Source organism: Sporosarcina gallistercoris, assembly GCF_014836415.1.
Classification (GTDB): domain Bacteria; phylum Bacillota; class Bacilli; order Bacillales_A; family Planococcaceae; genus Sporosarcina; species Sporosarcina gallistercoris.
Window position 1 is genome coordinate 58,655 of the sequence record NZ_JACSQY010000011.1, and the last position, 12,946, is coordinate 71,600.

Here is a 12,946-nt window from a genome sequence, read left to right on the forward strand (position 1 = left end):
CGATAACGGGACACAATTTAAAAGCGTTAAGGGACTAATTGGTAGCGCTTCACTTGTTGATGGGAGGGCTATCTCGTGAGCACATCAGCAACTTGCTCAATAAGGCGTTCTCGATCACAAGTGTTGGGTTGTGCGTCACTTGCAGCGGGTTGCCGTACAGTGGAGTGAGTTTCATCATCACATAGCAAAATTTGTCCGACACCTAGCAGAGTTTCTCGATAACGGTACACAATTCATTACAGCGCTAGCCGACAAAAAAACACTCGATAAGAGTGTTTAGATATGGGAACTATTTCGTTTAATGTATCCTCTGTTTTTAGATGCGCCTACAGTGACTAGGTTCATATTTAGTAGGGTTCGACGAGTGAATTGCGAACAATGGACATGGCAAAATCTCCTGCATTCTTTGTTTGTCAACGGGCCGCCGAACAAATGGAACCAATCCAGTATGGCTTGCTGGTGTGCGGTTGTAGATCGATTCCTACAGCTTGGACAATTCCAGAATTGTCCGTTTTTCATCATACCAAGAGCATGGCACGCTGGACAAGCAACCCCAGTCAAGAAGTCTTCAGGAGGAATCGAGTAAGTGTCGGCAACTGGTTTCGGCGAATAGGGGCGATGCTCTTTAACAATACGTCGGGCCAAGCTCTCAAAATCTTCAGGAGAGAGTAATGGGTGATTTGTGTAAAGCGACCGTATGTGTTGAGGGATTATGCTTGGAAAGAGGATAGGCACGGTGGTCTTGAAAATCGATAATCGTTGCTTAGGGTACGCCAACACTACACAGCCAAGGACAGGAAGATTGATATTTTTAGCGCTCAGCCAATCTTCGAATAACTGACAGGTGTTGGTAAGTTGAGCAATCGGACTTGGAAACCCGAGTATTTCACCGTTTATTGACATACGCAGAAGCTGTGGGGGATTCTCTGTAATGGAGAGGTCTCCTGCTATATTTTTCACTTCACAAATCAATGCAAATTCTTGAGTGAGAATCAATGTATCAATCTGAAAGAGAGAGCTAGAGGATAACGATACATCATTTAAAATATGCGTGGACATCGGAAATGTATAGTTGCCAAGAACCCTGTCCAGTTCTTGCTCGCCTCCATACCCCGCTTTTATCGACGCCGCGCGTTGCTTGATTTTCCCGTACATAGGATGGGTCTCAGGCAGTCTGCTTAAAGCGACTGTCAGCCCCTCCAGAGCAGTGGGGAAAGATCGTTCCTTATAAATTATTGCATTCACTTCCTTTCATGTTATTAAGTTAATTCTATCATACTTGTTAGAATAATCTATTATTAATTAAACGTATGCTGAGCAATGTTCAGAATAGGATATAGAGGAAATGTCCGACACCGGTCACAGATTGTGCATCCCACAGAGTAAGTTCTCCATCACTTAGCCAGATTTCACCGACACCCAGCGAAGTTTCTCGATAACGAGACACAATTCGGTATGATGAAAGCATTAATTGGCAGCGTTTCGTTTGTTAAAATACTGGCTATCCTACATAGCTAAATCTAGCACTCGATCCTCATCTAAGCGCTACAGAATTTTCTGTCATATTATCTTGCGCTCTGAAAATTTGAGTGGTACAATCATCTTCTGTTTCAAATTTCCCCAGTATTTTATCACCATCCGGAAACGACAGGACAAATTCTAGGAAAGCGGAGGATCTGTACATGCAGAGACACCCTGATTTTGAGTTTGAGGCTGAGCGTCTGGACTACACCGTACATTACATGCGACGGCTTTTAGAAGAATCGCAGCGTGATGTCGACGCCTCTCAAGAACAAATTCGTCACGCGATGGCGGATTTGGATTATTTGGATTCCAGTATGAGTTACATTAACATTCTCACGAACACACGGTTTTTCGAAATGGCACGCTCCCAGAAAGAGACGTTTGAAGCCGTTCAGAAGAAGCCGTATTTTGCGCGGATCCACTTTCAGCCTGATGATGAAAAGGACCAAATTCTTTACATCGGCAAGACCTCGGTATTTCATCAGGAGACGCAAGAACCGATTATTGTTGATTGGCGATCGCCAGTCGCGAATGTGTATTATGATGGTCGATTAGGTGATCTGACGTATGATGTGCGCGGAGAGGAAGTCAGCGGCCACCTGCATTCGAAGCGGCAATATCAGATTGAAGAGGGCGAATTGCTCGATGTTCGTGATATTGACTTGACGACGAACGATGAGTTGCTGCAGGAAGCACTCGCGGGCAAAGCAGATGTCCGGTTGACGGAAATCATCTCGACGATCCAATCCGAGCAAAACGACATTATCCGAGCAAGTCTGCGCAAGCCGATTATCGTCCAGGGCGCGGCAGGAAGTGGGAAGACGACCATTGCGCTGCATCGGATTTCCTACTTTCTTTACACAAAGGGAACGGATTTCCCTGCTGAAAAGCTGATGATTCTCGCACCGAGTAAGTTGTTCATGGATTATATCGGAGACGTGCTCCCTGAACTCGGGGTCGGCAGTATTTGCCAGACAACGTTTGAAGAATATGTCCTGAATGCCACAGGTCTTAAGCTGAAATTGACGGATACGAATGCAAGACTTGAGAAATTGGCATCATCGGATTCGGTGGATGAAACCGCAATCGCCATTGCTAGGATGAAAGGATCCGATGAGTACCAGTCAATTATGGCAAGGTACGTGAAAAAACTCGAGCAGCAAATAGCGGCTTTATTCGAAGATGTTTTCATCGACAATTATCGTATCATGGGTGCAAAGCGGTTGCGCAAGTTATTCCTGGAAGACTTCGGATACTTGCCAATTGAGAAAAGACTTGAGCGTATCAAGCTAGTCATGAAATCGGAAGTGACGCGCAAGCGCAAGCAACTCTACCAGCTATTATCGGATAAATACGAAGCGGCATTGGATAAAGCATTATATGGAATACGGGATGACGACAAGCGTCGTGCTAGGATCACTCGGATCATGGACGAGCGAGACGAGAGACTTCCTAAGATTGAGAAGGAAGGCAAGGAGAAAGTTGCTTCTTATATGAAGAGATTCAAAAAATTCAACGTGAAGCAATTGTACCGAAGTTGGTTGACAGATGCTGAATTACAGACAGAACTTGCGCCGGAGTGGTCAGAAGTATTCCGGGCTTCATTCCAAGAGGCACATTTGAAAAACACATGGGAAACTGAAGACTTGGCAGCGCTTTTCGACTTGCATGTGCAGCTGAAGGGGCTCGAAAGTGAGTGGAAAATGCGTGTCGTTTTCATCGATGAAGCGCAGGATTACAGTGAGTATCAGCTGGCGGCGCTGCACGACGGGCTCGAAACGGAACTGTTCACACTCGTCGGCGACTTGGCGCAAGGAATTCATAGCTACCGGGCATTGACGTCATGGGATCCCGTACTGAAGATGTTGCCGACCGCCACGTATACGACGCTCCAGAAGAGTTATCGGACAACGATTGAAATCATGAATCTGGCGAATCGGGTGCTGGCTCAAATGGAGGAAGATTTGCCGCTTGTCGAGCCGGTCGTTCGTCATGGAATCGATCCTGTGTTCCACGAAATGGATGAGCTGGATATCGGACGTGTGCAGGGTATTTATGAGGAGATTGCGGAGCGTGGCCACCGCTCAGTTGCAATGATTTGTAAGACGAACGCTGAAGCAAAACGACTTTTTGAGGTGTTATCGGATGGCGGGATAGCGGTCCAGCTGCTTGACGAGCAAAGCGATATCGATGATTCACGCATGCTCATCGTGCCGAGTGTTTTATCGAAAGGATTGGAATTTGACGCAGTTATCGTGGCGGCATTCCGCGATCCGTTTCGTGACTCGCAGATTGACCGTAAGTTGTTGTATGTAGCAATGACGCGCCCGATGCACGAGTTGCATGTGCTAGGCGACGCAGCAAAAGAAGTGCTAGGCGAATAAATTCCGGAATCCCGTGAGCGAGTGGTGCGCTGCGGGATTTTGTGTGTTGGATGAGGCATGCAGTTAAGCTCATATTAGAGGGAGAATCTCGCGGGGAATCATGTCGTTTAAACTTCTCCGACAGACCGAGAGATTTCAACGTCACTCAGCTGAGTTTCACCATTACATAGAAGCACTTCTCCGACACCTAGCGGAATTTCTTGATAACGGAACGCAATTCAGCATGAATAAGGGATTAATTGTAAGCCGTCACTCATTAAAGTAGGGGCAATCTCGCTGTGAGATATCACCAATTAAAATTCTCCGACACATAGAGTGAGTTCTCCGACACGACGAGAGATTTCAACGTCACTCAGCTGAGTTTCACCATCACATAGGAGCATTTCTCCGACACCTAGCGGAATTTCTAGATAACGGGGCCCAATTCAACAGCTTTCAGGGATTAATTGGGTGCGCTTCGCTTATTGAAAGAAGGCTAGTTACTCGGCGTCGGCCTCTCCTGCGTACCTCGACACATCCCGCCGTTTGTCCGTCACCTGATGAAAGTTCTCGATTACATAGTGCCCTTTATCAATCAACTCTTTGCACTTCCCCGACACTCACCAGAATTTCTCGATAACGGGACACAATTCAACATGAATAATCCAAAAAATGGAATACTTCTAATGTCTAAATAAGAAGAAATCGCCTATAATTAAGAAACACTCAAACGGTAAATCCTCCCGCAATCCAACAAATCCTATCGCTTCCTTTGAAACTATCGACGAAATTTGTTGTAATGGTGAAAAGGAATCAGCTGGGGGGACTCGTATTGGAGGACGATATTCAAGTACCAACGCAACGATTGGCGGATACCACAGTACCTGTACTAAGATGGGGAGCGGCCATTGGCCATGTGATCATGCTTATGATTTTGGGGATTTTCTTTGCAGTCAGTCTGTACTTTTCTTGGTGGGCGTGGACGCGTTGGATTACATATTGGGGCGCAGGACTAACTCTGATTTCTGCAGTCTGGTCCATCGGCTTGCGGCCCGTCTATTTCCATAAGCATTTCCGTTATGAAGTTACAGATGAATTTCTGCACATAAAATCAGGAGCGTTCCATGAACACTATGAACTCATTCCGATGTCAAAGATTCAGGCAGTCTCAACGAATCAAGGACCGATTTTAAGGCGTTATGGCTTGTATTCCTTGGAAATCGAAACAATGGGGTCGAGTCATGGAATTCCTGCTTTGCCGAAAGAAGTTGCGATTGAAGTGAGAAACCAAATCGCACGCTGCGCGAAAATTAAGGAAGTGGATGAATGATGAAGCGATACCATCCGTCGTCCATCTTGTTCGACTTTGCTGCAATTGTGAAAAATTATGCCATACTTGCGTTTGTTGTTGCCGTCAACATCGGTTCAGATTCTTGGCTCGCTCGATTGGGCCGTATCCTTCTGTTACTATCAGTAGTCCTCACCGTATCCGCCAGTATTCTGAAATGGTTCTCTCGAAAGTATGCGGCAGACGAAATGGCGTTCCATCTGGTATCGGGTATTTTTGAGAAAACGGAGCGGACGGTGTACTTCGACAAAATACAAAATGTACAGCGGCATACCTCGTTTTTACATAAGCTGTTCGGAATGACTTCCATCACTTTTGAAACAGGTACTTCTGGGATGAATTCAAATGTGAAATTCGATGCCTTAAGACGTTCTGAAGCGGATCGTTTGGAAAAAGCAGTGAAAGAATTCATGCATCCTGAGAATGAGGCAACACAAACGGAAGACGGAATAGCGCCTATTATTCCGGAGCGCGTCGTCCATTTCACTCCTACTAGAAAGGATACGATCAAAGCGTCTTTCACATCACTCAGTTTTTTGATCATCTTGCTGGTTGGTACATCGGTCTTCTCCAAACTGGACCAACTGTTCGACGTCGAGGAGTATGTGGAAGGTTGGCTTGCTTCCATTCTGACTTCGGGTTGGGTGATCGCTGGGTTATCACTCGGTCTCTTCGTTCTAGCCTTGACGATAGGCATTATGTGGACGTTTGTGAAATATGGTCGATACGAAATCGCTTCAGATGAAGAGCGGATCTTCATTTCAAAAGGCGTCTTGAATGAAACTGTATTTTCCATCGCGAAGAAACGTGTACAGGCAGTCGAAATTACGCAGTCCTTCATGAAAAGAATGCTTGGCCTAGCTGAAGTGAAGCTGATTAGCGCTGGAGATCTTGGGGATGATGAGGACGAAGTCAGTACACTGTATCCGTTTTTGCCGGTGAAGCGGGCATATGCCATGATTGCGGAATTGCTGCCTGACTACGAAGTGATTGAGGATACCAAGCGGCTGCCGCGGAAATCGTTGGTGGCCCGACTCGTCAAACCCTATTGGTTCTGGCTGATTGTCACCAGCTTCCTTATCTATTTGCGGCCAGAAGTATTCAATCTTCAATTTGGATGGGCGATGGGGTCCATCATCTTTCTAGTCCTTCTCATATTCAGCCGGATACTTAGTTATTGGAACACTTCCTACGCGCTGGAAGGGCAATTCATTCAACTGAGTCAGGGGACATTTGAGAAAACGACATTTCTTTCGAGGCGTGACAAAATCATAGAAGTCTCTGTGAAGCGGACCAAACTGCAGCAGTGGTTCGGTCTCGGGTCGATTGGACTGATTAATCGGGCAAAACCGGTGCGGCATGAGATGCTGGAGGACATGCCCATTCAAGAAGCCCGGCAGTTTGTCAGCTGGTATGCAGAACGGACCAATGACGTACAGTTACAATGAAAGGGTTTTAATCGGAACAACTTCAGGAATAGACTAAGTAGCGACGTCTAACTAATAAAAGGGGTGTTGAAGTGGGACGACAAAAGAAGTTCGGGAAGATGAGTGTAGTGGTGCTCGTGACGTATGTGTTAATGATTGTCATGAACTACTTGTCGAACGCACTGCCATTGAACGGGATGACTGCGGGGGAAGTATCGGATTCTTATAGCAACTTGTTTGCGCCGGCGGGGTATACGTTTGCGATTTGGGGACTCATCTATGTGCTCCTTGCGTTTCATGTCGTCTACCAACTCGGTTTCTTCCGATCAGGTGAACGATCGGATGTGACACAGCTCATGCAGAAAATCGCGGTCTATTTTTCGCTTTCATCTGTAGCGAATGCTTTGTGGATCGTGGCGTGGCATTATGGAAAGCTTGAAGTTTCAATTGTCTTGATGATCATCATTTTAGTAAGTCTGATTCTCATCAACGGCATGACGGTGAAAGCCGATCTATCGTTTAAAGAGAAGTTTTTCATACGACTGCCATTCAGTGTGTATTTCGGATGGATTACAGTGGCGACCATCGCTAATATTACGGCGTATTTCGTATCGATCGATTGGGACGGTTTCGGACTGTCGGATCAGACATGGACGGTCATCATTCTGATCGTTGGAACTGCAATCGGTATTGCGACGCTGTTGAAAAATTGGATTGCCTCTTACGGTTTTGTCCTCGTGTGGGCGTATGTCGGCATCTATAACGAACACGTATCTCCGGAAGGGTGGAATGAAGCCTATCCTAGTATTATACTTACGGTTTCCATCTGCATCATCTTGCTGGGGCTTCTCAGTTTGTGGGTACTGGTGAAAAGGCCGAGAAAGCGTGTGCAATTTGGTAGAAGGTGATTTCAAAAGCAAACACTTTTGTTTTTTTATACCTCACAGCTAGTTAATAAGGGTTCATATGCGTATTATGAAACGTATGCTTTCAGAAGATTTTAAGTCCTAGACTTCCTACGATTTCTGGGGCTTTTTGTTGTGTATTAAAAGAGGTTTTATAACCTATATGGCTTTTCATTCTTTAGAATTAATAACTATGCTATATTGTTTAATTGGTAATTTAACGATAGTATAGTCATATGTTGAGTGACAAAAAGGAGATAAATTATGTTTAAGAGAAAATTTTGGGCTTTGTGTTTGAGCACCCTATTGCTTATTTTACTACCGTTACATGCTAGAGGCGCCACATTTACTGATGTGTCTAAAGCACATTGGGCTCATGATGAAATCCGTTTTTTAACTGATAAAGAAGTTATCAGGGGTTATTCTGATGGACAGTTTAAACCTACAAAAGTCTTATCTAGAAAAGATGCTTCTGTCATGATAGTTCGTGCCATGAATGCACCAACAATTTCTGTACCAACTGTTCGACCTTCAGACGTTAAGATCTCGATGGGAGGCTACCGGGAAATGATGATTGTAGCCAACAAAGGAATGTTAACACTATCCGGAAATCGTTTTAAACCTGATGCTCCGCTCACTAGAGCTGAAATGGCGAAACTTCTTGTAGTGGCTTATAACTATAAAGGAAAAAACAAATCCTCATTTAAAGATGTCCCATCAAGTAATCCTTATTATAAATACATAGATGCGCTTGCGGAAAATGGGGTTACGACAGGATACGCTGATAAGACTTTTAAGCCAAACGTTTCCGTGAACCGTGCTCAATTTTCAACATTCCTAAAGAGAGTGTATGATCGACCTCTGTCATATAGCGTTAAAAAAAATGGACAAACTTTAGCTACCTATACAAACGAGACCGAAGCGATAACTTACGCAGTGCGACACCCTGGTGCCACTGTACATCCTAATAGTAATTCACTCATGAAATATAACCAACAGCCATCATCTATGAAAGATACAGGGATAAAAAATGGTGTTCTCATATACAGCGGACTCGAAAAAACAGCATTCGACATACAATTTTATAAGCCGTATCTATCTGATGGCAATAGGAATTATTTTGATACATTCGTAGTGATGGGGCGGCAATATCCTGGAGGAGAATTCCAAGAAACGTCAAAGAATAAAGCGGATTATAAGGATTGGAAATGGTATGCGGATAAGCTATTCTCAGCAAATGGACCATTAAAACCATTGAATTTAGCGGCTATGGAAGAAGGTAGAACGGTCTCAGTCTATATCGGCATACCGTATCCTAAAAGAACAGGAGCCATAAAGAACTTGGCTGGGAAAAATGTGGCTAATACTCTGAATGCCCGTAAAGAGTTAGTTAACTGGTATATAAGTGAAATAGAGAGCAAGTGGAAAAATGGAAAATATGGAAATCTTGTTTTTAAAGGGTACTTTTGGATTAACGAAACTGTTATCCATGCAGAAGATGAACAACTTGTTACAGATACTTCCTCAGTAATTCATAAACGTGGTAAGAAGTTCATCTATGCTCCACATGCACGAACGACAAATTTCGAAAACTGGAAGTACTATGGGTTTGATGGTGCGTATTTACAACCGAATACGTTTCGTCTACAACTAGGTGATCCTTCACCAAGATTGCATAAAGCATTTTTAGAAGCTCAGATCAAAGGGAGTGGAATCACTTTGGAAATTGATAACTACTCTCCCCACCAAATAGATAATGGAATTAAAAATTTCCAAACGTATCTGGAATTCGCTGAAATGTATGGACTAAAAGGAAAAAGTCTTTTGCTTTATCAGCAAACAGAAATGGTATATAGAATGAGCATGTGGAAACCGATATCTTACAAAAATGCCTATAAGGAATTAGGAGACTTTATCAATTAACCGGCATTTCACAAAAATACAAGTGGGAATAGTGAAATAATAGTGTATACTAGATAATTAGTAACGAAGGAAAAATTTACATGAATTGATAATTGGAGGTCTTTTAGGGATGAAAAGAATTGTGACACTGTTTATGGTTTCGGCAGTGTTTTCTGTGTTTCTATTTTCTAACGCCAAACTTACGCAAGCTGCTTTGTTTAAGGACGTACCACATACATACTGGGCTTATGAAGACATTGGCTTTATTTCTTCTCATGGTGTTGTGAACGGATATACGGATGGAACTTTTAGAGCGGGAGAAGGTATTACAAGAAAAGATGCGGCTATCATGATGACCAGAGCTTTAGATGCGCCATCTGTAATACGGGCCACAGTAGAAGTGGAAGATATAAATCCGAATTCACCAGGGTACTCGCAAATAATGACAGCAGTCGAGAAGGATTGGTTGAGCTTATATGATAACAAATTTGAACCTTACGCACTTCTTACGCGGGATGAAATGTCGAAAATGATTGCCACGGCATATGATTATAAAGGGAAAGGCCGTTCCTTATTCAGTGATGTACCTGAGACCAATGTGTATTACCCTTATGTCGATGCGATTGCTTATCATGAAGTAACTACGGGATATAAAGATGGGACATTTCGTCCTGATGTCTTTGTTACACGTGCACAGTTCAGTGCTTTTGTAGCGCGAGTTTACTCGAAACCTGTTTCATATGAAGTTAAAAGTCAGGGCGAAGTAGTTGCAACTGAAACTTCAGTAGAGGATGCACTCAAAATAGTGGATTCCTATCCTAAAGGAACGATTCATCCGAAAAGTAATAAGTTTGTAGAGTATGCGCAAACGATCGGCTCTTCTGATAAAACTGGTTTGAATAGTGGCGTGCTTATCTATAACGGAGTGAAAGAGAAAGAAACCTTTACTCCAGAGTTTTTCAATCATTATTTAACAAGTGATATTGGAGATGGTATCCGACGAGAAATGTTTGATACGTTTGTCATACTTGGATTACGATACAATACAGAAGGAAATATGTTTACAGATAGCACCTCGAATCACGCAAACTATGAAGATTGGCAAAACTATTTGGATAGAACATTTTCGCCTGACGGAGCCATTCATAATTTAGATAGCGCTGCGAGAACGAATGGGCGAGTTGTGGATGCATACATTTCTATTCCATATCCAAAACGCAATGAGTCGATCATTTCATTGGACGGTAAAGACTTAGGTACGGGCCTTTATCCTCGTTATGATCTAGCAAGTTGGTATGTAAAAGAGACTTTGAAACGTTTTGAGCGGGAAGGTTATAACAACGTCAAGCTTAAAGGATTTTATTGGGTGAGTGAAACTGTTCGGACAAGTGAGGACGAAATTATTATTTCTTCAATATCGAGCATGCTGAAACCGCATAAGAAGTATTTTATATATTCACCCCATGCTCTTTCTACAAACTTCCATAAGTGGAGAGAATACGGGTTTGATGGAGCTTTCCTGCAACCGAATGCGTTTAGGACGAGTATAAAGGACAAAGAAAATCGTCTTCATCAAGCGTTTTTGAATGCTCAAATTTACGGGACGGGGATAACCATTGAAATCGATTCGTATGGGCTCGGACAAGTTGCATCCAATGAGGGCGTCGAAGCTTTCAACTTGTACATGGATTTTGCAAAAAGATATGGATTGGATGAAAAAGGTATGATGTTTTATCAAGGTGTGAATATGGTGGAACGCATGAATACGATTGAACATCCTGTTTATAAACAATGGTACAATCAATTGAATACAACATTTTTTAATCCAAAATAAGAAAGGCACTGCATGTAAATCTGCATGCAGTGCCTTTTTGAAACTTTATGCTGGCTACTTCGTCCGCTATAGACGAATAGAAAAATAACTCATCTTCTACTATAAGCTGTGCTATAATGAATGCCGAATGAAGAATAGAAAGGGTTTAGCTCATGAATTTGATATCAAAAAAAATGGAATTCGTTTTTCCGATTGCAGGAGCGGTTCTATTAGCGTTAGCTCTGCTGATGCCAAATGCGATACTAGCGTATGCCATTACTTTAATTCTTGCTTTAGCGGCATTTTTCTTACCTAAGCAAGGGATCCTGTTTTTATTGATTTATTATCCTTTGAGATCGTTTTTGATCACAGTGAATCCTGCATTGAAACTTTTAGGTGATGTGATCATTGTTTTTGTCTTTTTAAGAATTATGTGGAATTCAAGGAACAATTGGACATCTATATTTAAATTTGCTGTATATGAGTGGGCGTTTCTTGGTTTCTTGTTCGTTGGTGCACTTTCAGCCTTGATAAATGATATCGGGATGAATGCAATCATCTTTCAAATTCGTGCATTTGTAATAACCTTTTTGCTTTTATATGTGGTTAAACGGTTGGACATTACGAAAAAAGACATGCTCAACTTTATGTATATGACGGTTGCTGTTGTGATACTTGTATTAATTCAGGGACTTGTTGAAAAAGTGTCTGTCCGCTCACAGTGGATGCCTGAGCTCTGGGTGAACCGACAGTTATCACCAAATAATAGTAGTCGTATCTATGGTTTACTTAACAATCCGAATGTATTGGCGGTTTACCTGACGATTACTGCACTATTGACATATTATTTAAGAAGATTGACGAAAAGCTCAGCGGTCCGTGTTTTTCTGACAATTATTCTCGTTGTGATGGCTGGTGTTTGGATTCTGACATACAGCCGAGGTACATGGATTGCCTTCGCTATTAGTTTGGCTGTCTATTTCGTGTTTACATTCAATTGGAAACTGGTGCTTAAAATCGCCGCTGTCATTGCAATCGGTTTTGTGCTCGTTGCTCTACCCGCTACGTATAGTGCTCAATGGGTGAAGAGTAATACAAAGGTTGGAGAAATTGAACGGACTGGTCCTGCTGAAGATGAAGGTGGATTTGCAGTCGAAAAGACTCGTATTAAAGAGACATTTAATGCGAATACGTTTGAAAAAAGTCTGACGACAGGTAGATTATACGTGGTTTCTAAAGGCTTTGAGGTGTTTAAGGATTACCCTCTTATAGGATCTGGTTTCGCAACGTTCGGAGACTCAGCTGCTAAATCATTTGGTTCGCCTGTTTATAAGGATTATGATATTGGAGTGGACATTTACTCGGATAACCAATATATTCAAATTATCGCGCAAACAGGAATAGCAGGTGTCCTGCTCTTCGCAGTATTTTTACTGGGAATCCTAGTGCTGTTTTGGAAGAATCGTCATAATAATCCACTCGCAATACCATTACTAGCTGCGATGATCGGTATCTATTGGTGCGGATTCATCTATAATATTTGGGAAGACAAGACATTTACAATGTACTTTTACATTATATTGGCAGGTTTCCTAGCTTGTCTCGAACCAAATGAAAAACAAAAAATATAATGAAAAACCGTAAGTCGGATAAGTGATTCCGAC

8 protein-coding genes are annotated in these 12,946 nt (G+C 42.7%); 7 read left to right on the forward strand and 1 reads right to left on the reverse strand.

From position 1 onward, the window contains the following. Positions 1-276 precede the first annotated feature (276 nt). On the reverse strand, positions 277-1,155 hold the full coding sequence (locus H9659_RS13120; RefSeq protein ID WP_191691316.1) for a nuclease-related domain-containing protein: 879 nt from the start codon (positions 1,153-1,155) through the stop codon (positions 277-279). Between the two features lie 527 nt (positions 1,156-1,682). On the opposite strand from H9659_RS13120, the gene helD reads away from it, so the two are divergent. From helD to H9659_RS13155, 7 genes are all read left to right on the forward strand, one after another. After that, positions 1,683-3,908: an RNA polymerase recycling motor HelD gene (gene helD, locus H9659_RS13125; RefSeq protein ID WP_191691318.1), complete on the forward strand. Its 2,226-nt coding sequence runs from the start codon at positions 1,683-1,685 to the stop codon at positions 3,906-3,908. Positions 3,909-4,719: 811 nt separating this feature from the next. Further along, the gene (locus tag H9659_RS13130; protein WP_225217839.1) at positions 4,720-5,217 is read left to right on the forward strand and encodes a PH domain-containing protein; all 498 of its coding nucleotides are present in this window, start codon (positions 4,720-4,722) and stop codon (positions 5,215-5,217) included. Continuing rightward, entirely contained in the window at positions 5,214-6,683 is a 1,470-nt protein-coding gene (locus tag H9659_RS13135) for a PH domain-containing protein (protein WP_191691331.1), read from the forward strand. Before H9659_RS13130 ends, H9659_RS13135 begins: the two co-directional genes overlap by 4 nt. 71 nt (positions 6,684-6,754) lie before the next feature. Further along, positions 6,755-7,570: a tryptophan-rich sensory protein gene (locus H9659_RS13140; RefSeq protein ID WP_318240733.1), complete on the forward strand. Its 816-nt coding sequence runs from the start codon at positions 6,755-6,757 to the stop codon at positions 7,568-7,570. Positions 7,571-7,831: 261 nt separating this feature from the next. Next, positions 7,832-9,490 carry a DUF4855 domain-containing protein gene (locus H9659_RS13145; protein ID WP_191691333.1) on the forward strand — a complete coding sequence of 553 codons (1,659 nt, stop codon included), beginning with the start codon at positions 7,832-7,834 and terminating at the stop codon, positions 9,488-9,490. A 109-nt stretch (positions 9,491-9,599) separates the two neighbouring features. Further along, positions 9,600-11,303, forward strand: coding sequence for a DUF4855 domain-containing protein (locus tag H9659_RS13150; protein WP_191691335.1), 1,704 nt, complete (start codon positions 9,600-9,602; stop codon positions 11,301-11,303). A gap of 152 nt (positions 11,304-11,455) precedes the next feature. Beyond that, on the forward strand, positions 11,456-12,913 hold the full coding sequence (locus tag H9659_RS13155) for an O-antigen ligase family protein (RefSeq protein WP_191691337.1): 1,458 nt from the start codon (positions 11,456-11,458) through the stop codon (positions 12,911-12,913). The last annotated feature ends 33 nt before the right edge of the window (positions 12,914-12,946 follow it).

Coding starts and splice junctions, on each gene's coding strand:
- H9659_RS13120 (WP_191691316.1), bottom strand. CDS start 1,155: ATGTACGGGAAAATCAAGCAACGCGCGGCGTCGATAAAAGCGGGGTAT.
- helD (WP_191691318.1), top strand. CDS start 1,683: ATGCAGAGACACCCTGATTTTGAGTTTGAGGCTGAGCGTCTGGACTAC.
- H9659_RS13135 (WP_191691331.1), top strand. CDS start 5,214: ATGATGAAGCGATACCATCCGTCGTCCATCTTGTTCGACTTTGCTGCA.
- H9659_RS13145 (WP_191691333.1), top strand. CDS start 7,832: ATGTTTAAGAGAAAATTTTGGGCTTTGTGTTTGAGCACCCTATTGCTT.
- H9659_RS13150 (WP_191691335.1), top strand. CDS start 9,600: ATGAAAAGAATTGTGACACTGTTTATGGTTTCGGCAGTGTTTTCTGTG.
- H9659_RS13155 (WP_191691337.1), top strand. CDS start 11,456: ATGAATTTGATATCAAAAAAAATGGAATTCGTTTTTCCGATTGCAGGA.